At 66.7% G+C, this 24,573-nt stretch carries 23 protein-coding genes, 1 tRNA gene and 1 pseudogene; 10 read left to right on the top strand and 15 right to left on the bottom strand.

Translation table 11 applies throughout. From position 1 onward, the window contains the following. Nucleotides 1-34: 34 nt before the first annotated feature. The 3 genes and pseudogenes from GGR45_RS19925 to GGR45_RS15500 form a co-directional block, all read left to right on the top strand. Nucleotides 35-493, top strand: a pseudogene (locus GGR45_RS19925) (DNA cytosine methyltransferase); the annotation flags it as partial. A gap of 37 nt (nt 494-530) precedes the next feature. Continuing rightward, the gene (locus tag GGR45_RS19705) at nt 531-1,151 is read left to right on the top strand and encodes a hypothetical protein (RefSeq protein WP_246358257.1); all 621 of its coding nucleotides are present in this window, start codon (nt 531-533) and stop codon (nt 1,149-1,151) included. 448 nt (nt 1,152-1,599) lie between these two features. After that, nucleotides 1,600-2,685: a tyrosine-type recombinase/integrase gene (locus tag GGR45_RS15500; protein WP_175310744.1), complete on the top strand. Its 1,086-nt coding sequence runs from the start codon at nt 1,600-1,602 to the stop codon at nt 2,683-2,685. A 12-nt stretch (nt 2,686-2,697) separates the two neighbouring features. On the opposite strand, the gene GGR45_RS15495 is transcribed toward GGR45_RS15500, so the two are convergent. From GGR45_RS15495 to GGR45_RS15450, 10 genes are all read right to left on the bottom strand, one after another. Beyond that, a tRNA-Glu gene (locus GGR45_RS15495) sits at nt 2,698-2,772 on the bottom strand. Nucleotides 2,773-2,828: 56 nt separating this feature from the next. Further along, nucleotides 2,829-4,583, bottom strand: a complete 1,755-nt coding sequence (gene recJ / locus GGR45_RS15490) for a single-stranded-DNA-specific exonuclease RecJ (protein ID WP_175310743.1) — start codon at nt 4,581-4,583, stop codon at nt 2,829-2,831. A gap of 75 nt (nt 4,584-4,658) precedes the next feature. Continuing rightward, nucleotides 4,659-5,345: a prolyl hydroxylase family protein gene (locus GGR45_RS15485; RefSeq protein ID WP_175310742.1), complete on the bottom strand. Its 687-nt coding sequence runs from the start codon at nt 5,343-5,345 to the stop codon at nt 4,659-4,661. Nucleotides 5,346-5,417: 72 nt separating this feature from the next. Further along, nucleotides 5,418-6,329, bottom strand: a complete 912-nt coding sequence (locus GGR45_RS15480; protein ID WP_246358256.1) for an RcnB family protein — start codon at nt 6,327-6,329, stop codon at nt 5,418-5,420. Nucleotides 6,330-6,467: 138 nt separating this feature from the next. After that, on the bottom strand, nt 6,468-7,019 hold the full coding sequence (locus GGR45_RS15475) for a (2Fe-2S)-binding protein (protein ID WP_175310741.1): 552 nt from the start codon (nt 7,017-7,019) through the stop codon (nt 6,468-6,470). After that, nucleotides 7,016-8,155 (bottom strand): CaiB/BaiF CoA transferase family protein, encoded by a 1,140-nt coding sequence (locus GGR45_RS15470; protein WP_175310740.1) that lies wholly within the window; start codon nt 8,153-8,155, stop codon nt 7,016-7,018. The genes GGR45_RS15475 and GGR45_RS15470 overlap by 4 nt, the downstream gene beginning before the upstream one ends. A gap of 52 nt (nt 8,156-8,207) precedes the next feature. Next, nucleotides 8,208-9,392: an acyl-CoA dehydrogenase gene (locus tag GGR45_RS15465; RefSeq protein WP_175310739.1), complete on the bottom strand. Its 1,185-nt coding sequence runs from the start codon at nt 9,390-9,392 to the stop codon at nt 8,208-8,210. A gap of 75 nt (nt 9,393-9,467) precedes the next feature. Then, complete coding sequence (locus GGR45_RS15460) at nt 9,468-11,600, bottom strand: TonB-dependent receptor (protein ID WP_175310738.1); 2,133 nt, start codon at nt 11,598-11,600, stop codon at nt 9,468-9,470. Between the two features lie 75 nt (nt 11,601-11,675). Then, nucleotides 11,676-12,035, bottom strand: coding sequence for a hypothetical protein (locus GGR45_RS15455; RefSeq protein WP_175310737.1), 360 nt, complete (start codon nt 12,033-12,035; stop codon nt 11,676-11,678). Continuing rightward, nucleotides 12,032-12,208 carry a hypothetical protein gene (locus tag GGR45_RS15450; protein WP_175310736.1) on the bottom strand — a complete coding sequence of 59 codons (177 nt, stop codon included), beginning with the start codon at nt 12,206-12,208 and terminating at the stop codon, nt 12,032-12,034. Before GGR45_RS15450 ends, GGR45_RS15455 begins: the two co-directional genes overlap by 4 nt. A 96-nt stretch (nt 12,209-12,304) precedes the next feature. On the opposite strand from GGR45_RS15450, the gene GGR45_RS15445 reads away from it, so the two are divergent. After that, nucleotides 12,305-12,922 (top strand): S24 family peptidase, encoded by a 618-nt coding sequence (locus tag GGR45_RS15445; RefSeq protein WP_175310735.1) that lies wholly within the window; start codon nt 12,305-12,307, stop codon nt 12,920-12,922. A gap of 37 nt (nt 12,923-12,959) precedes the next feature. Here GGR45_RS15445 and GGR45_RS15440 read toward each other — a convergent pair whose 3' ends face one another. Next, entirely contained in the window at nt 12,960-13,145 is a 186-nt protein-coding gene (locus tag GGR45_RS15440; RefSeq protein ID WP_175310734.1) for a hypothetical protein, read from the bottom strand. A 141-nt stretch (nt 13,146-13,286) separates the two neighbouring features. On the opposite strand from GGR45_RS15440, the gene GGR45_RS15435 reads away from it, so the two are divergent. The 6 genes from GGR45_RS15435 (at nt 13,287) to GGR45_RS15410 (ending at nt 21,787) form a co-directional block, all read left to right on the top strand. Next, on the top strand, nt 13,287-13,514 hold the full coding sequence (locus tag GGR45_RS15435; protein WP_175310733.1) for a hypothetical protein: 228 nt from the start codon (nt 13,287-13,289) through the stop codon (nt 13,512-13,514). 112 nt (nt 13,515-13,626) lie between these two features. Beyond that, nucleotides 13,627-15,630 (top strand): autotransporter assembly complex protein TamA, encoded by a 2,004-nt coding sequence (locus GGR45_RS15430; protein WP_175310732.1) that lies wholly within the window; start codon nt 13,627-13,629, stop codon nt 15,628-15,630. Beyond that, the gene (locus GGR45_RS15425; RefSeq protein WP_175310731.1) at nt 15,627-19,781 is read left to right on the top strand and encodes a translocation/assembly module TamB domain-containing protein; all 4,155 of its coding nucleotides are present in this window, start codon (nt 15,627-15,629) and stop codon (nt 19,779-19,781) included. The genes GGR45_RS15430 and GGR45_RS15425 overlap by 4 nt, the downstream gene beginning before the upstream one ends. 37 nt (nt 19,782-19,818) lie before the next feature. Continuing rightward, nucleotides 19,819-20,793, top strand: a complete 975-nt coding sequence (locus GGR45_RS15420) for a quinone oxidoreductase family protein (RefSeq protein ID WP_175310730.1) — start codon at nt 19,819-19,821, stop codon at nt 20,791-20,793. Nucleotides 20,794-20,868: 75 nt separating this feature from the next. Next, nucleotides 20,869-21,486 carry a peptidylprolyl isomerase gene (locus tag GGR45_RS15415; RefSeq protein ID WP_175310729.1) on the top strand — a complete coding sequence of 206 codons (618 nt, stop codon included), beginning with the start codon at nt 20,869-20,871 and terminating at the stop codon, nt 21,484-21,486. 1 nt (nt 21,487) lies between these two features. Continuing rightward, nucleotides 21,488-21,787: a putative quinol monooxygenase gene (locus GGR45_RS15410; protein WP_175310728.1), complete on the top strand. Its 300-nt coding sequence runs from the start codon at nt 21,488-21,490 to the stop codon at nt 21,785-21,787. 22 nt (nt 21,788-21,809) lie between these two features. Here GGR45_RS15410 and GGR45_RS15405 read toward each other — a convergent pair whose 3' ends face one another. The 4 genes from GGR45_RS15405 to arsC form a co-directional block, all read right to left on the bottom strand. Continuing rightward, nucleotides 21,810-22,133, bottom strand: coding sequence for a hypothetical protein (locus GGR45_RS15405; protein ID WP_285139299.1), 324 nt, complete (start codon nt 22,131-22,133; stop codon nt 21,810-21,812). Between the two features lie 72 nt (nt 22,134-22,205). Continuing rightward, nucleotides 22,206-23,618, bottom strand: a complete 1,413-nt coding sequence (gene glnA / locus GGR45_RS15400; RefSeq protein ID WP_175310727.1) for a type I glutamate--ammonia ligase — start codon at nt 23,616-23,618, stop codon at nt 22,206-22,208. A gap of 107 nt (nt 23,619-23,725) precedes the next feature. Further along, nucleotides 23,726-24,064, bottom strand: coding sequence for a P-II family nitrogen regulator (locus GGR45_RS15395; RefSeq protein WP_007405799.1), 339 nt, complete (start codon nt 24,062-24,064; stop codon nt 23,726-23,728). Between the two features lie 160 nt (nt 24,065-24,224). Continuing rightward, nucleotides 24,225-24,560 carry an arsenate reductase (glutaredoxin) gene (gene arsC / locus GGR45_RS15390; protein ID WP_175310726.1) on the bottom strand — a complete coding sequence of 112 codons (336 nt, stop codon included), beginning with the start codon at nt 24,558-24,560 and terminating at the stop codon, nt 24,225-24,227. Nucleotides 24,561-24,573 lie beyond the last annotated feature (13 nt).

Genomic DNA, 24,573 nt, shown 5'->3' with positions numbered 1-24,573 from the left:
GTTCAGCGCGGCCGCCGGGGGCTGGTCCCTTGGTATGCACCGCGCCGGTTTCACAACGACCGCTGCCTGCGAGGTCGAAGCGTGGCGGCGCGCGCTCTATTCCGAAAACAATCCAGGCGTGAAGGTTTACGACGATGTCCGCACCCTTACGGCAAACCGACTTCTCGCTGATCTTGGACGGCTTCCGTCCATCGTCGTCGGCTCCCCTCCCTGCCAAGACATCAGCAGCGCCAACACCAAAGGCCGCGGCGTCGAAGGGGAGCGCTCGGGCCTCTACTTCGAAGCCATCCGCATCATCGGAGAGGTCCGTCCTCGTTGGTTCGCTCTTGAGAACAGCTCTAATCTCCGAACTCGGGGCGCTGACGCCGTCATCGCTGCACTGGAGGCAATCAGCTACGCCTGCTGGCCGGTCGTGGTTCGTGCTGGCGACGTCGGAGCAAATCACGAGCGACCCCGCTGCTGGCTCATCGGGTGCGACCTTGCACAGGTTGCACACCCCAACAGCAACCGGGAATTTGCATCACCCGTCCATGCAGAAATGGCCATCGTGCGAGGGCTGGGATCTGATCGGCAATCCACCGCTGAGCACGCCGCGCGCGTCGGACATGAAGGCGGGGGGGCACGGCGACACGGGCCGGATGGGATCGGCGCGCCATCAGTTGCAGGTGGCGATGCTGGGGACGCCAACGGCCAATCCCGCCCCACGGGGCTCGGTGCTAAGACGGCAGAAGGGGCGGATGACAACGGACCAGGACGACTTCGATCGGACTCCGAACATGGGCGAGGTCGTGCACTTCCTGATGGCCGAAACACTCCCAACCCCGACCAAGCGGGACAAGCGGATGGATGCATGGTCGCCAGCGTACGACAAGCGGAAATCGCCGACGATGGACGCGGTGCTGGACGGAGCGCAGACGGGCAGGGCGCCAGACAAATGGGCCTACGCTCGCCAGATCGCGGCGATGCTCACCGAAGCGGGCCTGACTGGTCCCTCGGCCACCTTGCCGACCACTTACGGCTGGATGATGGGCTATCCGCCAGGCTGGCTGGGACGCGCGTTGATGTCGGCGATGGCAAAGGGCAGTCTGCGGCCAGCCTCATCGTCGAAGCGTTCGGCGACGCGGTCATCCCGCAAATCCCCGAAGCCATAGGCAAGGCGATCCTGCGCACGGAAGCGGCGTTGGCTGCCATCTATGGGAGGGCCGCCGCATGACCGCCTCCGGTTTCGCGATGAGCGAGAGGCGTGTGGGTGCGGACGGATATCGTGTGATCCGCCCCGGCACGCCATTAGTCGCCACCGAATACTGCACAGGCGGGCGCTGCGTGCAGATGGCGGGGGAAGGGCCTGAGGTGCGCGAGAAGTTGAAGGGAGGGAGGGATGGGTAGGGTTGCTCTGACGCCTCGCCTAGTCGGGGAGGAACAGGCTGCGTCGTATATCGGACGCAGCCGGACAGCTTTCCGGTCGCAGAGGCTGGCCGGACAAGTGCCCGCCCCTTCCGACCACAATGGTAAAATTCCGCTATGGGATACCCGTATTCTGGACGCCTGGGTTGACGCGAAAAGCGGCCTAGGCGCATCCAACGACGGATGGGCAGACTTTTGATTCCGGGCGTCGTCCAGAAAAAAGGCCAGACCTATCGCCGCTTCAAGGTGAAGGTGGATGGCAAGTGGAAGGACCACTACGTCAAGTTGCCAGACCCGAGCAGCCCCGGCTTTGCCGAGGCCTTGGCGAAGGCGAATGGTGCCAGTGCCGTTCGCAGCGATCCGGTCGCGGGCACATTTGCTGCGCTGGCGGTTGAGCACCGTAAGCGCCTGACGACCTCCAAGCTGGCGGACAGCACCAGGCGCAACAAGCTGTATTATGTCGCGCTGATCGAAGAGACGATCGGTGCGCGTCCCGTTCGCTCAATGAGGCCGTTCCACTGCTACAAGCTCCGCGATCGGTATGCCGACAAGCCGGGCAAGGCCAACAATTTGATGGCCGTCCTGAAGGCCATGCTGACGCAGGCCGTCGAATATGACTGGATAGCGACCAACCCGGCCGCAGGCATACCCCTCTTGGAGATTGGCGAGCATGAGCCTTGGCCAGCCGAGGTGCAGGAAGCTGCGCTGAGAGATGCCGATCCGATGCTGCAGTTGGCAATCATCACCGGCCTATGCGGTGGTCAGCGCCTGAGTGACTGCATCCGCATGGCGCATAGCTGGCACGATGGTCGCATCATGCAGATCCACGGCCAGCAGAAGACCGACGTTGCGGTGGCCATACCGATGCACCCGCTATGGACGGCAGCTATCGCCAGTATGCCCAAGAAGGCGACGACGCTGTTATATGATCGGTCCGGCAAGCCGTTTAGCGGCCCCGATCGCATTCAAGAGCGGCTGCGTCGGCTGATGCATAAGCTAGGCTACGTGGATGACGATAGGCAGTTGCTCTACACCTTCCACGGCCTGCGCAAAAATGCGTGCTGCTATCTGCTCGAATTGGGCCTGAGCGATACGGAGGTAGGCGCAATCCTCGGCATGACGCCGGAAACCGTCAGGCATTATGGCAAGCGAGCGCGCGTGCTGGTCATTGCCGAAGGTGCATTGGAGCGTGTGACCAGCGGCAAGATTTTGAGCTTTGGGGGAACTGGTGGCGATTCTTGTGGGAACCAGCCTGTCAGTAAGAGCACGCTAAGTGCTTGATTTTGCACCAAATGGTGACCCCTACGGGAATCGAACCCGTGTTTCAGCCGTGAAAGGGCCGCGTCCTAACCGCTAGACGAAGGGGCCCCGAAAGGCGTGGAGGGGCCTCTAAGGGAGGGTGGGGAATCGGTCAAGGGCTTTTTTTAATCGGCCCAGGCGGCATCCTCGACATGGAGCTCGGCGACGTCGCGGCCCGACCAGTCATCGACCTTGGCACGGCCCGCCAGCCACAGGCGGCGGGTGCTTCCTGCGCCCAGCAGCGCCTGGCCGAGCGCCGTGTCGGCCTGGCGGAAGGCCATGGCCTTCAGGCTCCGGCCATCGGCACCCGCCACGATCGCCCGGACGTGATGCGTGCCGACCAGATCGGCACGGATCACGCGGAACGGCCCGGCGGCGATGCGCGGGGCGGGCCAGCCCATGCCATAGGGGCCGCCCGCCTCCATTGCGCCGACCAGGCCGGGATTGACCCCGCCGGGCGCCAGCACCGCATCGACCAGCAGCGCGCGGCCCGCACTGGCGCGCACGACCGTATCGGCCAGCCGCTCCTCCAGAAAGTCGGCGAACTCGGCGATGCGGTGCGCCTCGATCGTCAGGCCCGCTGCCATGGCGTGACCGCCGCCCGCGATCAGCAGACCATGTTCCTTGGCCGCCAAGATCGCCGCGCCCAGGTCGACACCCGCGATCGAGCGGCCCGAACCCTTGCCCAACCCATGCTCGTCGATAGCGATGACGATGGCCGGGCGGTCGAGTTTTTCCTTCAGCCGCCCGGCGACGATGCCGATGACGCCGGGATGCCAACCTTCGCCGGAAACGACCGCCACTTGTCGATTGCGGTCGATGGCGGTCTCGGCCGTGGCCTGCACGCCGGCCTCGATCGCGCGGCGCTCATCGTTGAAATGGTTGAGCTCCTCGGCGATCGCGCGCGCCTCTGCGGGATCGTTGGTGGTCAGCAGTCGCACACCCAGATCGGCACGGCCGACGCGGCCGCCTGCATTGATCCGCGGCCCCAGCGCAAAGCCCAAGTCCGAACAGGTCGGCGCGCGGGTCAGCCGGGCGGCTTCGGTCAGTGCTGCAAGGCCGATATTGCGCCTCTGCGCCATGACCTTCAGCCCCTGCGCGACAAAGGCGCGGTTGAGCCCACGTAGCGGAGCGACGTCCGCCACCGTGCCGAGCGCCACCAGGTCCAGCAGGTCGAGCAGGCGCGGCTCGGCCCGGTCCGCGAAGAAGCCGCGCATCCGCAAGGTGCGGATCAGCGCGGCACCGAGCAGGAAGCAGACGCCCACCGCCGCCAGATGGCCATGCGCCGCGCCTTCGGCTTCGTCCAGGCGGTTGGGATTCACCACGGCATGGGCGCGCGGCAGTTCGGTCGCGCATTTGTGATGGTCGACGACGAGTATCTCGATGCCCGCCGCCTCGGCCGCCGCAAGCGGCTCGAACGCCTGCGCGCCGCAATCGACGGTGACGATCAGGTTCGCGCCCTCCGCCTGAAGCCGCAGCAGCGCCGCCTCGGTCGGGCCGTACCCCTCGGCCAGCCGATCTGGGATATAGGCGCGCGGGGACAGCCCCAGGTCGCGGAGCAGGCGCACCATCACGGCCGCCGAGGTCGCGCCATCCACATCGTAATCGCCGAAGATCGCGACCGATTCCCCCGCGATCACCGCATCAGCGAGGCGGGCGGCGGCGCGATCCATGTCGCGGAAGATCGACGGATCGGGCATGAAGCCCCGGATCGACGGGGTGCGATGTGCCTCGACCTCGTCCGGCGGGCACCCTCGGGCCAGCAGCAGCTGGGCGACCAGATCGTCATGGCCCAGGCCGTCGCGCGCATCGGCGGCGAGCGCGCGCCAGCGCCAGGGCTGCCCCAGGATCGACTGGGCGACGCCGAGGACTTGTGTCATGGGCGAAACTGAAAGCAATGGAACGTCACGCGAACGCCATGCCATGGACCGCGGAGTCGCGACAAGGGCGCCGGATCAGCTGACCCAGTTGCCCTCGCGAAACCATTTGGTGATGACATATTTGGTGCCCTCGACCACGGGCATCCCCTCGTGCAGGGTCATCTCGTTGGGACTGCCGTCGAGCTTCATGTTGTTCCAGGCGAGCAGAAGGCCCTGGCGGGGCGCCACGCGGATGCCAGCCTGGGGGAACCAGGTCGCGCCGCCTTCGGGCACGTCGTTGAGATAGATCATCGCGGTCCAGGTCCGCTGTCCGCCGTGCACGCGCACCTTTTCCCAATAGCTTTCGCTTTCATGGAAATAGTCATGATGAGCGCGGAACTGCTGACCGGGAGCATAACGCTGTCCCTGCATCGTCTCCCCCTGTTCGGGCGCGATGCCCAGAAGGGCGGCGATCGATTCGTCGATCGGCTGCACATCGGGCGACCAGCGCGCCATGTCGCAGCTTTCCGATGTGCGGAAGCCATAATCGGGCCGGTCCGACAACAAGGTCGAGGGACGGCGATTGGCGTCGATCATCGCCATCAGCGCACCGCATTGGTCGGCCGTCAAAAAGTCGGGCTGATAATAGATCTGTGCCGTATCGGTCGCCACACGGGTCACGGCCGGATTGGCATCGAGACGCTCGGCGACGGTAACTCCGAAACGGGCGCGCAACGGAGAGGCGGCGGGATGGCCCTTCGGCTTCCTTTGGAAGAACGACATGGCAGGCGATGTGCGACGATGCGCGGACAAAGACAAGGGGGGAGGGACCCTCGCGCGCGCCTCCCGCCCCGATCACCAGAAGATGTCGTACACGATGTCGACGACCAACCCGCTGCGCAGGTCGACCAGCACGGCGTCGTTGTAATAGCGGACCCAGCGATACGGCCCATAAGCGGGTGGCAGGCGATAGGCGTAAGGGTCGTCCAGCCAGTATGTCCGGCCGAAGAACATCGGCTCCAGGATCACACCGCTCGAAAAGCGCTGATAGCCATAGCCACCATTCGGCCCATAATAGCGCGGCAGATGATAAGCGCCCCGATTGAGCGAGCGCCAGCCCATCCAGTCGTAACGCCGGTCACGTCGCCAGCTGCGGTTCCACTGGTCGGCCCAGGCGCGACGCTCGGCAAAGCCATAGGCCTGGTCGTTATGGTCGCGCCAGTCACCGAAGCTGCGCCGCCAGCGGTCGCGATCCTCGCGCTGGCGACGCTCGTCGTCGCGCCAGCGCCGGTCCCGGTCTTGCCATTGCTGGCGGCGATCCGGACCCCAGTCCTGGCGTTCGACGCGGACGCCACTGGACCCGACGCGATCCGGCGCGGGGGGCGGTGAGGGCTCCGGCCGATTGCGCCAGCCGCCACGATCGTTCCCGTCGCGCGGCTGACCGAGGGGGGCGGGGGACGGCTCGGGCCGGTTGCGCCAATTGCTACGAATGCCCTCGTCGCGCGGCGGCGCGGGCGAGGGTTCGAAGCGCGGCGCCCGGGCTGGTGGACGCGGGGCTTCGGCATGGTCCGGGCGGAAGGCCGGTCGATTTTCGGGGAAGGACTCACGGTCATGGAAGACCGGCCGCCCCTCGCTGCGCTCCAACCGACCAGCGGGACCGCCCCCGGGCCGGGCGCGCGGGCCTTCGTCCATCCGCATCTGCTGCGTACGCGCTTCTGCCGGCATCGTCCCCGCCACCACTGCACTCGCCGCCAGCAGAGCCGCCATCCACCGCCTGTTCATCACCTGTCACCCCATGTGCCGGCGCACGAGCCGACCCCGATCATAAGACGGCTTCTGCCAAGCCGGCGTTGAGCGGAGGCTGAACTGGCCTGTCAGCAACGGGAAAGAATCGTGGCGGGCGCGTCATTCTTCCCGCATTGCGCCGGGCACCAGCGCAGGAACGACGCGGGCGGCATCGGCCGGATCGGTGCCGGGCATCGGTGCGGCGGGAATGGTTTCCTCGCCGCGGGCCGCGCGGGCGGCTCGCTGGATGGCTTCGATCAGGCGCGGATAGATGCCGCAGCGGCACAGGTTGGTGATCGCCGTGCGGATCAGTGCCTCGGACGGATCGGGGTTGTGGTGGATCAGCGCGGCGGCCGCCATCACCATGCCCGGGATGCAATAGCCGCACTGACCGACATTGGCCGCCAGGAAGGCCTGCTGGACCGGATGCGAGCGGTCGCGCGACAGCCCCTCGATGGTGGTGACGACGCTCCCCTCGATCCGGCCGATCGGTACCTGGCAGCTTCGGACCGCGCGCCCGTCTATGTCGACCGTGCACGCGCCGCAATCCCCGGTGCCGCAGCCATATTTGGTGCCGGTCAGGTTCGACGCATCGCGCAGCGCCCAGAGCAGCGGCGTGTCGGGCGGCAGGCGATAGCGGACGGGCTGATTGTTGACGGTGAAGCTGGTCATCGCGGGTGCGTATCCTGCCCTAGCATTGGGGCGGCGCGGTCTAGCATCAGGTCGGCGTCGGAAAAGCGGATCGGGGCGCGGACGCCGGGTACGGTCGAGCCATCGGGGCGCTCCGGATGGATCGCCAGCCCCCGCGCGACTATCTGCGGGTCGGCAAATGCCTGTTCTACCGTGTTGATCGGCCCCGCTGGTACGCCAGCGGCCTCCAGCGCGGCGAGCAAGTCGTCGCGCAGCCAGCGGGCGGTGGCAGCTTCGATCACGGGGGTCAGCGCCGCGCGATGTTCGCACCGCAGCGCATTGGTGGCATAGCGCGGATCCTCGCCATCGATCCCGACCACCTGCGCAAAGCGGCGGAACTGAGCGTCATTGCCCACCGCCAGGATGAACCAGCCATCGCTCGCCGGAAAGGCGGCATAGGGCACGATATTGGGGTGCGCATTGCCCAGCCGGGTCGGCGTCACGCCCGAGGCGAGATAGTTCATCGCCTGATTGGCGAGCACCCCCGTCATCGTGTCGAGCAGCGCCATGTCGATCCATTGCCCGCGCCCGGTCCGCGTCCGCATGTGGAGCGCCGCCTGGATCGCGATCACGGCATACAGCCCGGTCATGATGTCGGCCAACGCCACGCCGATCTTCTGCGGCGCACCGCCGGGCTCGCCGGTCAGGTCCATGATGCCGCTCATGCCCTGTACGATGAAGTCATACCCGGCGCGCGGCGCATAGGGGCCGTCCTGCCCGAAGCCGGTGATCGAGCAATAGATCAGGCGCGAATTTGTAGCCGACAGGCTTTCGTAATCCAGGCCATAGCGGGCCAGGCCGCCCAGCTTGAAATTCTCGATGACGACATCGGCCTCGGCGATCAGCGCACGGACCTTTGCCTGTCCCTCGGGCGTGGCGAAGTCGGCGATGACCGAGGATTTGCCGCGATTGGCCGCGTGGAAATAGGCGGCGTCCTGCGTGCCGTCCGGGTTGGGGATGAAGGGCGGTCCCCAGCGCCGCGTGTCGTCGCCCTCGGGGCTTTCGACCTTGACGACTTCTGCGCCGAGATCGGCCAGCACCTGCCCCGCCCAGGGACCCGCCAGGATGCGGGCGAGTTCGACGACCTTCAGGCCGGCCAGGGGAGCAGGTTTGGTCATCGTCAAATCCTCCCCAAGCTGTGCTTGGGGAGGGGCAGGATTTGAGCAGCCATCAAAACGCCGCGATCCCGGTGATGGCGCGGCCCAGGATCAGCGCGTGAACGTCATGCGCGCCTTCATAGGTGTTGACCGTCTCCAGGTTCATCAGGTGGCGCATCACCTGATACTCACCCGAAATGCCGTTGCCGCCATGCATGTCGCGCGCGGTGCGGGCGATATCGAGCGCCTTACCGACATTGTTGCGCTTGACGATCGATATCATCTCAGGCGCGAACCGGCCCTCGTCCATCAGTCGCCCGACGCGCAAGCTCGCCTGGAGTCCGAGTGCGATCTCGGTCTCCATATCGGCGAGCTTTTTCTGGTAGAGCTGCGTCGCCGCCAGCGGTCGTCCGAACTGCTTGCGATCCAGCCCATAGGCCCGCGCGGCGTGGAAGCAGAATTCCGCCGCGCCCATTGCGCCCCAGCTAATCCCGTAACGGGCGCGGTTGAGGCAGCCGAACGGCCCCTTCAGCCCCTCGACATGCGGCAGCAGTGCGTCTTCGCCGACCGCAACCTCGTCCATCATGACCATGCCGGTGATCGAGGCACGCAGGGACAGTTTGTTCTCGATCTTGGGCGCAGACAGGCCCTTCATGCCCTTTTCCAGCACGAAGCCCCGGATCGCGCCACCATGTGCGTCGGACTTGGCCCAGATCACGAACACATCGGCGATCGGCGAATTGGAGATCCAGGTTTTGGACCCCGACAGGACATAGCCGCCCTCCACCTTACGCGCGGTCGTCCGCATTCCACCGGGATCGGAGCCCGCATCGGGTTCGGTCAGCCCGAAACAGCCGATCCACTCGCCGCTTGCCAGCTTGGGCAGATAGCGATGCTTCTGTTCGTCCGAGCCGTAACCATGGATCGGATACATGACGAGGCTGGACTGCACGCTCATCATCGAGCGGTATCCGCTGTCGATCCGCTCCACCTCGCGCGCGATCAGACCATAGGCGACATAGGATGCACCGACGCCGCCAAACTCCTCGGGAATGGTGGGGCCGAGCAGGCCCAATGCGCCCATCTCGCGGAAGATGTCCGGGTCGGTATGTTCCTGCGCAAAGGCGTCGATGATGCGCGGGGCCAGCCGGTCGTCGGCATAGGCGCGCGCGGTGTCGCGGATCATCCGCTCGTCATCGGTCAGCTGGTCGTCGAGCAGGAACGGGTCCGCCCAGTCGAACTTGCCCATCGGGGACATTGGCTTCTCTCCTTATGTCCCCGCTTCTTTCGAAGGCCGGGGGTTTTGTCCACCCCCGGCCCCGCACCGAGCGGCTTACAGCTTGAAGCTGAGCGTCGCGCGCAGATCGCGACCGGCCAGCGGCGCGAAGTCCTTCAATACGCTGGCATGGCGGCGGGCATCGACATCGAAGATGTTGTTTGCCGACAGGGTCAGCGTCGTCGGGTTCCGTGTGCCCCAGGGCTTCAGCTGGACGGAGGCGTTGACCAGCGTAAAGCCGTCGGTCGGGGTTTCCAGACCCAGCACGCGGCTCTGTTTAAAGCTGCGCTCCACCTCGACGCGGGCGTTGACGCTCTCCGACTGCGCTTCCAGTCCGCCGAGCAGGCGCAGCGGCGGGATGCGCGGCGCGGGGCCGGTGCCGATGATCTGGGCATGGACGTAATCGCCCAGCAGGTCGGCGTTGATCGCATAGCTCCCGATCGTGGCGAGCCGCAGCGAACCCTCCGCCTCGATGCCGTAATAACGCGCGTCGGCCTGGGCGTACTGGAAGCAGGGGAGGTCGACATCGCGGCCCGACGGCGCGGCGGCGGCGACACACCAACCCTGCTGGACCAGCGCGTCATAGATATAGTTGGAGAAGCGGTTGTAATAGGCCGACGCATCGAAGCTGTAGCCGTCGCCATGTCCGTGGACCGTGGCCTCGATCCCCCAGCTCGACTCCTTCTTGAAGTTCGGATTGCCCAGCTCATAGGCCTCGGTCCCGGCATGGGGGCCGTTGGCGAACAGCTCCTCGGCCGAGGGCGCACGTTCGGTGCGCGACAGGTTCAGGCCCGCCCGCCAGTCGGGGGCGAAGCCATAGCTGGCGCCGATCGAGCCGGAAAAGGCGTCGAAGCTGCGCTTCCCGCGGAAGAAGCGATCGTCGCCGACGGCGGTGCGCGCGGTCAGCGAGGTGTGCTCATAGCGCGCACCCGCCTCCATCTTGAACGCACCGCGATCCAGTTGCTGCAGCGTGAAAAGGCCAATCTGCGCGGTGTTGTTGCGCGGCAGGAACGCCTCGTCCCCGCGCACGTCGAAGTCGCGGTTGAAGAACTGGACACCGGATGCGCCCTGCCAGCCGTTCCGCTTGGTCTGAACCAGCTCCAGGCGGCTTTCGATCCCCTTGTTGTAGAAGGCGGTGCCGATGCCGCCATCCTCTTCCAGTTCGTAATGGCGATATTGTGCCGCGCCCGCGCGCAGCCGGATACGGTCGAGGAAGCCGCCGCCCGTTTCGATCTCGCCGCGCAGGTCGAGGCGGTTCTGGACCAGGCTGAGGCGCGGGGCCTCCGGCTCCTCGCCGCCCGGCGTCAGGGTGTAGCGAACCGGCACGCCGTACAGGCTGTCATAATGGCTGTAGGCGATGCCCAGCGAGCCGGTGTCGGTGATGAGCGCGCCGCCCAGACCCGCCGTCCAGGTCTCGCTGGCGGTATTGGGCAGGCGGCCGCGAAGATTCGCGATGGCGCCGAAGTCGAGCGGGTCATTGGGGGCCTGCGCCGCCGACGCCTGCGCCTCGGCGCGCGCGCGCGGGCTGAGGACATAGCCACCGATCTTCAGATCGTCGGTCTTCAAATAGGAGCCATCGGCGTGCAGCACGAACTGCTTGCCCACCGCCACATCGGTCGCACCCGCCACCGAGCGTTCGGTCGCGGCCGAGCCATAGGTTGCCATGCCCGACAGGCGATAGCCCTTTTCCGGCACCGAGCGGGGGATGCGCGTGTCGATGACGTTGACCACGCCGCCCACCGCCGACGATCCGAACAGCAGCGCGGAGGGGCCGCGCAGCACCTCGACCCGCTCGGCGAGCAGCGGGTTGATGACGACGGCATGGTCGACGCTGGTGTTCGACACGTCGATCGAGCCGATGCCATCGGTCAGCACGCGGATACGCTCGCCCTGGAAGCCACGCAGCACCGGACGCGAGGCATTGGGGCCGAAGGACGTGGCCGACACGCCGGGCTGGCGGGCCAGCGTCTCGCCGATGGTCGGGCGGATCGAGCGTTCCAATTCCTGGCCGGTGACGATCGAGGTACCCGACAGCACATCGGCCTCCGACTGCTGGACCGGCGCCGTCACCACGATCTCGCGCGCCCGATTGGCCGGGGTGGAACTGGCAGTCTGCGCAGCGGCGGGGGCGGCGAGCAGGCTGGCGAGCACGGTGGCGGACAGACCGGACAATAGGGCGGGCTTGAACAAGGAAAGGCTCCGGGTTGTGGTGCCATGCCGACTACAGTGTTGTTACAACATATCAAGGAAAAATTCATGCGTCTGTCATCCGCCTGCCGCGTCCAGACAGAGCAGGACGCGCAGGCGTTGCCTCGTTCCGTCTGGCTCCACCGCGATATCCGCGATCAGGTCGCGGCCGAGCGGAATGTCCGCCTCGGGCAGGTTGGCAAGCCAATTGGACGAAGCGGGGCCGGGGGAAGCGTCCAGCGCCAGAACGATCACCGATCCGCTGAAGGTCGCCGAGCACCAGGGTTCCACCATGGTCACGCTCAATCGTACCGTGCATCCCATCCGCGCCGCATGGGCGACCAGCGCACGGGCGAGCCGTTCCCCGCGATCGGCGGGGCGATGGCGGAGCACGGTGCGCGACGCCAAAGCGTGGTCGATCCGGACAAAGGCGGTCATGCGTGCTGTCCTTTGATGAAGGCGGTGACGCGTGCGATCATTTCCGGACCCGGCTCTCGCCCACGTCGCAAATCGCCGACCAGCCGCGGGTCATTGACCGCCAGCCGCCCGAACTTCGTCTCAGGCATGTGAGTGGTTTTCAAATAGCGATCGATTGCTCCCAGCAATTCCATGGACGTTCTCCCAAAAGTCCGATTCTCAGGCTGATGTTCATGATCTGTTCTGATTTCCAACTTGTCTAGGAAAAATCCTATGCCTATATTCGGATCATGGCGGACATGGAGATCAGGGCGGCGATACAAGGGCTGGCCGCGAAGGCAGGGGTGAGTCTGGCGGCGCTCTCGCGGATGCTCGGGCGCAACGACGCCTATCTTCAGCAGTTCGTGCAACGCGGTACGCCGCGCGTCCTGGCCGAGGCCGACCGGCGGCAGCTGGCCGAATTTTTCGGCGTGCCCGAGACGCGGCTGGGGGCTCTGCCCGCCATGGGGCCGATGCTGGTGCCCCGGCTGGCGGTCGCGGCCTCGGCGGGGCCGGGCGCAACGGTCGATGACGAGGTGATGATCGGCGTCGAGGCCATCGATCGCGGCCTGGCCCGGCGGTTGGGCTTGAGCGAGGGAGCGGCTTCGGTGATCCGGGTTCGCGGCGATTCGATGGCGCCGGGCTTGCTGGAGGGCGATCATCTGGTGGTCGATGAACGCGACATCCGACCCGGCGCGCTGGGCGGGCTTTATGTGATCCGGATCGGGGGGGCGCTGATGGTCAAGCGGGTGCGGAAGGGGGAGCGGGGTCTAGTCGTCACCAGCGACAATCCTGCCGCGCCGCCGGTGCCGGACGAGCCGATCGCGGTGATCGGGCGCGTAGTGTGGCAGATGCGGCTGCCGAGCTGAGTGGCATGTTCCTCGCCGGCGAGGGGAAAAATGTCTCCTATCGGCCCCGCCACCAAATCAGCAGGGCCACGACGATCCCGATCGCCAGCCCGATTAGTACCCCCATGGTGACTTCGCCGGTCGCCAGCCCCGCCAGGATGCCGCCGATCACGCCCAGCGCGATGAAGATGCCGCCCGCATGAACGGACGACTGGGGCGGGCGCTGGCGTTTGGGCTCGATCATGGCGGCTGTCCTGCCATGGGCCGAACGGCGAGACCAGCCGTCTATGGTCGAAAACGGGTTAACCATGGAAGGGGGTGGCTAAGTTCATAACCCCGGCTTAGGGGAGGCTCCGGTTTCACGGCGCGGCTTCGAGGAGTTTCCATGCGCGATTTTCGCGACGCCTATGTTACACCATTTTTGAACGATCGAGACGTGGCGGATGCGGCCGAGATGATGGAAACCTATGGCCAGGCAGCGGGCAGCGAGGCCGCGGCGCGCGCCGACCGCAGTCGCGATCTGGGCAATCACATCCATTTCTGCCGCTGGCGTCAGATCGAGCGGCTGATCGACCTGCTCTCTTGCAACGAGGCGGCCGGCACCGTCCATTGAACGGGGTGCCTGTCGACCCTGCGATGCTTCGCGACGATCGGATCGGCAAATCTGTCCAGATGATGGCGCTTGGGGGTGTCGCTGACGCGTGCGCGCGGCTAGGGATTGGCGCATGATGGTCCGCGTCGGGCGGCCGCGCCGCTCGGCCGCCATCATATGCTTGGCAATGGGTCTTGGCGGCGCGGGCTGGCCCGCCGTTGCGGCTGCGCAGATCGCAAACCCCGCTCCGCCACCGTCAACGCAGACCATAGCGGGCAGCGAAGTGCCCGACGATCCGACCATGCTCGACCCGTCGGCTCCGCTGGCGCCCTTGCCCGAGATCGGTGTCGCCTGGCCCGATCTGGCGACGGCGCCGGGCGATCCGGTGGCGACGATGACCGCGACCGTCGATGCCGCGGCCGAGCGGCGCTATCGCTGGCGGATCGAGGGAATCGATGGCACGGGCGATCTGGTCCGCCAGCGTTTCGAGCAACTCTCCACCCTCGACGCCAATGACGGCGAGCCCGCCAACGCCGCACAGCTCGACCGCCGGGCACGCGAAGATTCCGCCCTGCTGACCAACCTGCTGCGCGGGGCTGGCTATTATGACGCGCAGGTAACGACCCGTATCGAGCCGGGCGACCAGCCGATGGTCGTTCTGGAGGCGGTACCCGGCAATCTCTATCGCTTTGCGGGCGTGACGCTCAACGGGGTGAAGGCGGCAGGGGACAAGGCCGCGCCTTTGGAAAAGGCGTTCGGGATCAAGCCGGGTGATCCGGTCGATGCCGACAATATCGTCGCAGGCGAGGCGCGGTTGAAGAGCGTGGTGGGCGAGGAGGGCTTTCCCTTCGCCAAGGTCGGCGATCCGCAGATCGTGGTCGACCGTGCCGCGCGCACCGCGACGCTGGACCTGTCGGTCGATCCTGGCTCGTCGCGCCGCTATGGTCGGATCGTCATGGCGAACGATAAGTTGTTCGACGCCAAGCATGTGCAGGAGATCGCCCGGTTCTCGCCCGGCCAGCCCTATGATTCCGCCGGGCCGGACGATCTTCGCCGCGCGCTGGTGCAGACCGGGCTCGTCTCGTCGGTCGAGGTCAAGCCGGTGCCCGGCGATACGCCCGAGACGGTGAACATCGCCGTTGCGCTGGAGCCCGCGCCGCCGCACACCATCGCGGGCGAGCTGGGTTACGGCACCGGCGAGGGGGCGAGCGCGACGATCAACTGGACCGACCGCAATCTGTTTCCGCCCGAAGGCGCGCTGACCCTCCGCAGCGTGCTCGGCACTCGCGAGCAGCTGGGCGCGATCGTCTTTCGTCGCAACAATTTCCAGGGCCGCGACCGGGTACTGACCGCGCAATTCTCGGCCGCGCATATCCTGCGCGACGCTTATGAGGCCAAGACGTTGTCGCTATCGGGCGGGCTGGAGCGCCAGACGAACATCTTCTTCCAGAAGACCTGGACCTGGTCGCTGGGCGCGGAGCTGCTGACCTCGGACGAGCGCGACGTGATCGAGAGTACCGGCCAGCCGCGCCGTCGCACCTTCTTCATCGGCGCCCTGCCGACCAGCCTGAATTACGACGGCTCGGACGATCTGCTGAATCCGACGCGCGGCTTCCGGCTGGGCGGGCGGATCAGCCCCGAAGTGTCGCTGCAGGGCAGCGTGTTCGGCTATACCCGGACGCAGGTCGACGCCAGCCTCTACCATCCCTTTGGCGACCGGGTGGTGCTGGCGGCGCGGACGCGGCTGGGGACGATCCTGGGCGCGCCGCGCGACCAGATTGCGCCGTCGCGGCGTTTCTATGCGGGCGGCGGCGCCTCGGTGCGCGGCTATGGTTTCCAGGCGATCGGTCCGCGCGACGCCAACAACGATCCGATCGGCGGGCGCAGCCTTGCGGAATTTTCGATCGAGGCGCGGGTCAAGGCGTTCGGCCATTTCGGCGTCGTGCCCTTTCTGGATGCAGGCAACATCTCCACCTCGCCGCTGCCGCGCCTGACCGGCCTGCGGTTCGGCACCGGGCTGGGCGTGCGCTATTATTCCAATTTCGGGCCGATCCGCCTGGATGTCGGCACGCCGCTAAACCCGCAAAAGGGGGATAGCCGCGTGGCGGTCTATGTCTCGCTGGGACAGGCCTTTTGAGCTACGAGACGGAAACCCCGCCGCCCGCCCGGCCGCGTTTCCGTTGGGGACGGGTGATCGCGATCGCGGTGGCGGCGCTGATCGGCATCGTGCTGGCCGCCTTGGGTGTCGTCGACACGTCGATCGGCCATCGCTGGGTCGCGGATCGGATCGCGACCATCCGCACCGACACCGGCCTGCGCTTCTCGGTCGGGCGGATCGACGGCTCGCTTTACTCCGATATGCGGCTGGTCGATCTGCGCGTCTACGACCTGGACGGGCTGCTCGTACAGGTGCCGCAGGCACGGCTGGACTGGCGCCCGTGGAACTGGGCACGCGGCACGCTCGACATTCGGCGGGTCGAGGCGGCGAGGGCGACGCTCTTTCATGTCCCCCACACCCGGCGGACCGGGCGGCAGACCCCGATCCTGCCCGATTTTGACATCCGCATTGACCGGCTGCGGCTCGATCGCCTGGTCTTCGCCCCACGCGTGCTGGGCCGCGAACGGGTGGCGAAGGTCGACGGGCGTGCGGACATTCGTGACGGTCGGGCGGTCATCGCGCTTGATGGCGCGGTTGCGGGAACCGATCGGCTGCACCTGCGCCTGGATGCCCGGCCCGATCACGATCGTTTCGACCTGGCGGTGGAGGCGCAGGGCGGAAGCGACGGCGTGCTCGCCAAGGCGGTGGGCGTCCGCGCACCCGTTTCGCTCAGCGTCGCGGGGGTAGGGCGTTGGTCGCGCTGGGATGGCCTGGCGAACGGCCGGATCGGCGGGCAGCGGGCGGTCGATCTGCGTCTGTCGGCGCGCGCGGGGCGCTATGCGCTGTCGGGACAGGTGGCGCCCTCGCTGGTGCTGCGCGGACGCCTCCAGCGGCTGACCGCGCCGCGGGTCATCGTCGCGGGTCAAGCGGACTTCGCCGCGCGGCGGCTGGACGGCGCGCTGGTGCTGCGCTCGCCCGCGCTGCGGGTGCGAACGCGCGGCGTGGTCGATCTGGGTGCAAACCGGTTCGAGGGGCTGCGCGTCGACGTCCGCCTGCTGCGGCCCGAGGCGCTGTTCCGCAATATGAGCGGACAGGCGATCGCCATGACGCTGCGGCTGAACGGCGCGTTCGACCGGGCGGCGTTCGACTATAAACTGGCGGCGACCCGCTTCGCCTTCGATCGGACGGGGTTCGAGCAGGCGGTCGCAGCAGGCAAGGGACGGTTGCGGGGCGGCTGGCCGCTGACCTTGCCCGTGCGCTTCACCGCGACGCGCGTGACAGGTGTGGGCGAGGCGGCGGGTGGTATCTTGCACCGGCTGTCGGCGGCGGGTGATCTGCGTATCACCCCGCGTGAGATTATGGGGCAGGGGCTGGTGCTGCGCTCCGACAAGCTGGCGGGGCGGCTCAACCTGCGCATCGACCTGACCAATGGGCGTTATGACGTCGGGCTGGACGGCGCGCTCCAGCGCTACCTCATTCCAGGTCTCGGCATCGTCGATGTAAAGTCGCGGCTGACTGCGGTGCCAGGTCCAAACGGCCATGGCACGCGTGTCGTCGGGCGGGGTGAAGCGCAGGTCCGGCGGCTCGACAATGCGTTTCTGCGCTCGCTCGCGGGAGGATTGCCGCATCTGACCACCGACCTGGAGCGGGGGACGGACGGCGTCTTCCACTTCCACCACCTGGTCCTGACCGGTCCCGACATCCGCCTGACCGGCGAAGCGATCCGACGGCGCGACGGCACTTTCCATTTCGTCGGCGGCGGGCGGCAGCGCAGTTATGGCCCGGTCCAGATGGTGCTCGACGGGCGGATCGACAAGCCAACGCTCGACCTGCTGCTCGCCTCGCCCAATGCGGCGATGGGGCTGAGCGATGTGCGCGCGCATCTCGACCCGACCGATCAGGGTTTTGCCTTCCGCGCGGCAGGCGGCTCGCGGCTGGGGCCGTTCCAGGCAAGCGGCGCGATCCTGTTGCCGCGCGGGCAGGATGCGGTGATCCAGATCCAGCCGCTGCTGGTGGCAGGCGCGCGCGCGACCGGCGCGCTCAACGTCGTGCAGGGGAGCTTTGCCGGGCGGCTGGACGTGGGCGGCGGCGGCCTGTCGGGCGAGCTGCTGTTCCGCCCGGTCGGTGAGGTCCAGCGGATCGAGGCGCACCTGGCCGCGCGGCAGGCGCAGATTTCGGGCGTCACCGTCCGACAGGGCCGGGTCGACCTGGTCGCGCTGCTCGATCCCGCCGGGGCCTCGATCGAGGGGACGGCGAATGCGCAAGGGCTGCGGCGCGGCGCGCTCCACATCGCGCAGATGAACGGCACCGCCCGGATGCGCGGCGGCACCGGCGAGGTTCGGGTCGGCATCTCGGGATCGCGGGGTCGGGCCTTTTCGATCCAGACCGTGACGCAGGTTTCGCCCGATCGTTTCTCGACCACCGCGCAAGGCACGCTCGACCGGCGGCCGCTGCAATTGCTGTCGCCTGCGATCATCACCCGTGACGGCGATGGTTGGGTTCTGGCGCCGACCCGGTTGAGCTTTGCGGGCGGCGAGGCGAAGCTGGCGGGCCGGTTCGATCCCGACGCAACGGAGATACAGGCCAGCCTGACACGGATGCCGCTGGCCGTGCTCGACATCGGCTATCCGGGGTTGGGGCTGGGGGGCACCGCGACCGGCACGCTCACCATCCGGCAGGCGACGGGCGCGCCGACCGGTAAGGCGGACCTGACCATAAGGGGGCTGACCCGTGCGGGTCTGGTCCTGACCTCTCGCCCGATCGACATGGGCGTGGCGGGCGTGCTGTCCGCCGACCGGCTGGGCGTTCGCGCGGTGATGGCGTCGGGGGGCAAGATCATCGGGCGCGGCCAGGCGCTGATCGTTCCAGGCGGCGCGGCGGACTGGGCCAGCCGGATGCAGGCGGGGCGGCTGATCGCGCAGCTGCGTTATGCCGGGCCTGCCGACACGCTGTGGCGACTGACCAGCGTCGAGATGTTCGATCTGTCCGGCCCCGTCGCGATCGGCGCGGACGTGACCGGATCGCTGAGCCAGCCGGTCATCCGGGGTGCGGTAAAAGCCGTCGGCGCGCGGATCGAGAGTGCCACGACCGGCACCGTTCTGACCGATGTGCAGGCAACCGGCCGGTTCGGCGGATCGCGGCTGGTCATCGACCGCTTCGTCGCACAGGCGGGCAAGGATGGCCGGGTCAGCGGCACCGGCCAGTTCGACTTCGCCGCCGCCAAGGGCGTCGGGCTCGACCTGTCGCTCAACGCCAGCAACGCGGTGATGATCGCGCGCGACGATATTGGTGCGACCGTGACGGGGCCGCTGACTTTCCATTCCGATGGCGCGGGCGGCACGATCGGCGGCGATGTGGTGCTCAACCGCAGCCGCTATCGCCTCGGCCGGGCCTCGGCGGCGACCGCCGTGCCGCAGCTCAACATCCGCGAGATCAATATCCCCGGCGGCGGCGAGGAGGACGATGTTCCGCGCAAGCCCTGGACGCTGGCGGTGAAGGCGCATGCGCCCAACGGCCTGATCGTGTCCGGCCTGGGGCTGAACAGCGAATGGTCGGCCGACCTGAAGATCGGCGGCACGCCCGACAATCCTGCGATCACCGGCCAGGCGACTCTGATCCGCGGCGATTACGAATTTGCGGGCCGCGAGTTCGATCTGGCGCGCGGCATCATCCGCTTCGGCGGAGAGGTGCCCGCCAACCCCGCGCTCGACATCGCCGCCAACGCGAATGTGCAGGGGCTGAGCGCCACGATCCGCGTCACCGGCACCGCGCTGAAGCCCGAGATCGGCTTTTCCAGCACGCCCGCTCTGCCCAATGACGAACTGCTATCGCGTCTGCTGTTCGGTACATCGATCGCCAGCCTGTCCGCGCCCGAGGCGTTGCAACTGGCCGCCGCCGTTGCCGCGCTTCAGGATGGCGGGGGTGGGCTGAACCCGATCAACGCGGTGCGGCGGGCAGCGGGACTGGACCGGCTTCGCGTGCTCCCCGCCGACGTTCAGATCGGGCGGGCCACCTCGGTCGCGGCAGGCAAATACATCACCCGGCGCTTCTATGCCGAGATCATCACCGACGGGCAGGGCTATTCCGCGACCCAGATCGAGTTCCAGGTGACGCGTTGGCTGTCGCTGTTGTCCAGCATCTCGACCTTGGGGCGGCAGAATGTGAATGTGCGGATATCCAAGGACTATTGAGGCGTTGGCCCGCGCGAACGCGAACTGGAGTAGAGCCATGGAAAAGACCGCCTTTATCGACCGCACCGGCGGGCCAGAGGTCATCCAGTGGCGTGACGAGCAACTGCCGCCGCCCGCCAAGGGTGAGGTGCGGATGCGGCATCATGCGGTCGGCCTGAACTATATCGACACCTATCACCGCAGCGGGCTGTACCCGATCGAGCTGCCCGGCAAGCTGGGCTCGGAAGCGGCGGGCGTGGTCGAGGCGGTGGGCGAGGGCGTGACCGACTGTAAGGTCGGCGACCGGGTTGGCGTGTTCGGCCCGGCGCGCGGCGCCTATGCCACGGCGCGCAACGTCGCGGCAGATCTGCTAGTGCCGCTGCCCGATCATGTCGATGACCAGACGGCGGCGGCGATCCTGCTGAAAGGCGCGACGACCGCTTTCCTGATCGAGGATTGCGCGAAGGTGCAGACGGGCTGGACCGTTCTGGTCCATGCGGCGGCGGGCGGGGTGGGGCACCTCGCGGTCGGCTGGCTCAAGGCGATCGGTGCGACGGTGATCGCGACCGTCGGGTCCGAGGCCAAGGCGGAGAAGGCGCGCACGGCCGGGGCCGATCACGTCATCCTCAACCGGACCGAGGATGTCGCCGCCCGCGTACGCGAGATCACCGGCGGCGCGGGCGTGCCGGTGGTGATTGACGGGGTCGGCAAGGCGACCTGGGAAGCGTCGCTGAACAGCACGGCGCGGCGCGGGCTGGTCGTCAGCTTCGGCAATGCCTCGGGCGCGGTGGATGGCGTCAATCTGGGCATCCTCGCCGCCAAGGGATCGCTGTTCGTCACCCGGCCGACCTTGTTCGACTATGCCGTGACGGCGCAGGAAAAGCGCAGCCTGATCGCACGGGTCTTCGCGATGCTGGAGAAGGGCGCGATCACGCCGGAGATCGGACAGACGTTCGCGTTGACCGATGCAGCAGAGGCACACCGTGCGATCGAGGCGGGGGAGACGGTAGGAAGCACGGTTCTTATTCCGTGAGGTCATGGCAAGGGATACACCTCGCCCCGAAACCTCGCTAACCTGCCGCCAAATTCCTGCCCCCCGGAGACCAAGATGATCGCGCTCCTGTCCGTCGCCCTGCTGGCCGCCCAGACCGTTCCCGCAACTCCGCCGGCGCCGACGACCACCGAAGCCCCAAAGCCCGTCATGGTCCGCGTCGCGATGCAGACGAGTCTCGGACCCGTGGTGCTCGACCTCGACCGCACCCATGCGCCGATCACCACCGGCAATTTCTTGCGCTATGTCGACCAGCATCGGCTGGACGGCGTGACCTTCTACCGTACGGTCCGCGTCGCGCCCGATTTCGGCTTCGTCCAGTTTGGCATCCAGAACGAACCCAAACGCATCCTGCCCCCGATCGCGCATGAGCCGACGACCAAGACCGGCATCAAGCACACGGATGGCACCATCTCGATCGCGCGGCTGGCCCCCGGATCGGCGCGCGGCGACTTCACCATCATGGTCGGCGACCAGCCCTCGCTCGACGCCGATCCGTCCAAGCCCGGCGACAATCTGGGCTATGCCGCCTTCGGCCATGTCGTCGAGGGGATGGACGTGATCCACAAGATCCTCGACCAGCCCGCCGACCCCGCCAAGGGGCCGTTCAAGGGCGAGATGCTGGCCGCGCCGATCAAGATCCTGTCGGCCAAGCGGTTGGCGGTAGCGCAATGACGTGCTGCTGATCGTCGGCACCGTGCGCCTGCCGCCGGAAAATCTGGACGCCGCCCGTCCGGTCATGCAGCGCATGGTCGAGGCCAGCCGCGCCGAGCCGGGATGCCTGGACTATGGCTATGCGGAAGACGTGCTCGAACCCGGCCTCATCCATGTGAAAGAAATGTGGGTCGATCAGTCCGCGCTGGACCGCCATTTCGCCTCGCCGCACATCGCCGAGTGGCGGGCTGCTTGGCCGGAACTGGGTATCTGCGAGCGTCGGCTGGTCGTCTACGAGGTGGGCGAGCCGCGTATGACCTGAATTATGGTTTTAGGCTGTTCGCTTAACGAGTCCCCCGCGCAATGCGCGCTTGTCGCTGCCTGACCTTCAGCGGTACGGCTATGGCGACGAACAGAGCCATGGCACCGAAGAGCAAAGCTGCGTCGAATTGTCGTTGCAGCAGGGCGATGGCAATGGCGCAGGGGATCGCGACGATGGGCGTCAGCTTGGTGACCCACCACAATATCGGTCCCCATCCGGGCCGATCCCTGACATCTCTACCCACCAGAAGCAGCACCAGCGTGGCGATCAGCTTGGCGCCGAGCATGAGGGCGACGACCCAGCTCAACATGTCGATCGGGGCGGAAAAGCCGAAGCTGAAAAGCACCTTTACACTCCTCCCAAAAAGAAAGGGGCCTTGCGGCCCCTTTCCCCGTAGTGACATCGGTCAGTGGCTGGATCAGCCGCTGTAATACATGTCGTATTCGACCGGGCTGGGGGTCATTTCCCAGCGCATCACTTCGCTCATCTTCAGCTCGATATAGCTCTCAATCTGGTCCTTGGTGAACACGTCGCCCTTCAGCAGGAAGTCGTGGTCGGCGGCCAGTGAGTCGAGCGCTTCGCGCAAGCTACCGCAGACGGTCGGGACCTGGGCCAGTTCGGCGGGCGGCAGGTCGTACAGGTTCTTGTCCATCGCCTCGCCCGGATGGATCTTGTTCTGGATACCGTCCAGACCCGCCATCAGCAGCGCCGCATAGGCGAGATAGGGGTTCGCCAGCGCGTCGGGGAAGCGCACTTCGACGCGCTTCGACTTCGGGCCGGTGCCGTAGGGAATGCGGCACGAGGCCGAGCGGTTGCGCGCCGAGTAAGCGAGCAGCACCGGCGCTTCGTAACCCGGCACCAGACGCTTGTACGAGTTGGTGGTCGGATTGGTGAAGGCGTTCACCGCCTTGGCATGCTTGATGATGCCGCCGATGAAGTACAGGCAGGTTTCCGACAGGCCAGCATAGCCGTTGCCGGCGAACAGCGGGGTCTTGCCTTCCCAGATCGAGAAGTGGGTGTGCATGCCCGAGCCGTTATCTTCCTTGATCGGCTTGGGCATGAAGGTCGCGGTCTTGCCGTAAGCATGGGCGACCTGATGCACGACATATTTGTAGATCTGCATGCGGTCGGCGGTCTGGGTCAGCGTGCCGAAGGTCAGGCCCAGCTCGTGCTGCGCGGCGGCAACCTCGTGGTGGTGCTTGTCGCAGGGCAGGCCCATTTCGAGCATGGTCGACACCATCTCGCCGCGGATGTCGACGGCCGAGTCGACCGGCGCGACGGGGAAATAGCCGCCCTTGGCGCGCGGGCGGTGGCCCAGATTGCCGCCTTCATACTCACGGCCGGTATTGGTGGGCAACTCAACATCGTCGATCTTGAAATAGGATGACGAATAGTTGGTGTCGAACTGCACGTCGTCGAACATGAAGAATTCGGCTTCCGGTCCGACATAGACGGTGTCGCCGATGCCGGTGGTCTTCACGAACGCCTCGGCGCGCTTGGCGGTCGAGCGCGGATCGCGGGCATAAAGTTCGCCGGTCGACGGCTCGACGATGTCGCAGAACACGATCAGCATCGGGGTGGCCGAGAACGGATCGGTGTAGACGGCGTCGAGGTCGGGCTTGAGGACCATGTCCGACTCGTTGATCGCCTTCCAGCCCTCGATCGACGAGCCGTCGAACATCAGGCCGTCGGTCAATTCGTCTTCACCCAGGATCGACGCGACCATGGTCAGGTGCTGCCACTTGCCCTTGGGATCGGTGAAACGCAGGTCGATCCACTCGATCTCCTCGTCCTTGATCTTCTTCAGGATGTCGCTGGCCGTATTCGCCATGTGTCGTTCTCTCTCTGCTTAGATCCGACACCCGGAGATGACCGGGGCCGGTGAAAAACCTTTAATCGGGCCGGATGTCGGCCCGATGACGTAGAGGGTGGAGTGCCTTAGATCGCCGCGTCGTCGCGTTCGCCCGTGCGGATGCGCAACGCCGTCTCGACCGGGATGACGAAAATCTTGCCGTCGCCGATGCGGCCCGTCTGCGCGGCGGCGGCGATCGCCTCCACCACGCGCTCGGCCAGACCGTCCTCGACCACCACTTCCAGCTTCACCTTGGGCAGGAAGTCGACGACATATTCGGCGCCACGATACAGCTCGGTATGTCCCTTCTGGCGGCCGAAACCCTTGGCCTCGGTGACGGTGATGCCGGACACGCCGATTTCGTGCAGCGCTTCCTTCACCTCATCGAGCTTGAAGGGCTTGATGATCGCCTCAATCTTTTTCACGAGCCTGACTGTCCCCGATGGTGTTCGAACCCTCGCCCGACCATGCGCGTCGCATGGATCGTGCCAATTGCTATTCCCTCGTCAAAGGGTAAGAAAATCGTCAGATTTGCGCCTTGAAAATGGGCAAATGCCTGGCCCTTGCCTGATTTTTGGGCAGCGGTCACAGGATGCTGCGAACGGCTTCGGGTGGACGGCCGATGACCACGCCCTTGTCGGTTTCGATCAGCGGCCGCTCAATAAGGATGGGGTTGGCCGCCATCGCGTCGAGAACCGTCGTGTCATCCGCGCCGGACAGCGCCTTGGCATCTGCCTCCGCCCTGCGCAGGCCGTCGCGCGGGGACAGGCCGCCCTTCGCGTAGATCCGCGCCAGTTCCGCGGCGCTTGGCGGTGTCTTGAGATATTCGATCACCGTCACGTCGGCACCCGCGTCGGTCAGCAGGGCCAGCGCCTCGCGCGATTTGGAGCAGCGCGGGTTGTGGAGGATCGTCGCCTTCATCGCCGATGCTTGT

Source organism: Sphingomonas zeae, from assembly GCF_014197135.1.
In the GTDB taxonomy this organism is placed as follows: domain Bacteria; phylum Pseudomonadota; class Alphaproteobacteria; order Sphingomonadales; family Sphingomonadaceae; genus Sphingomonas; species Sphingomonas zeae.
This window is presented reverse-complemented; position numbering and strand designations above follow the sequence as displayed.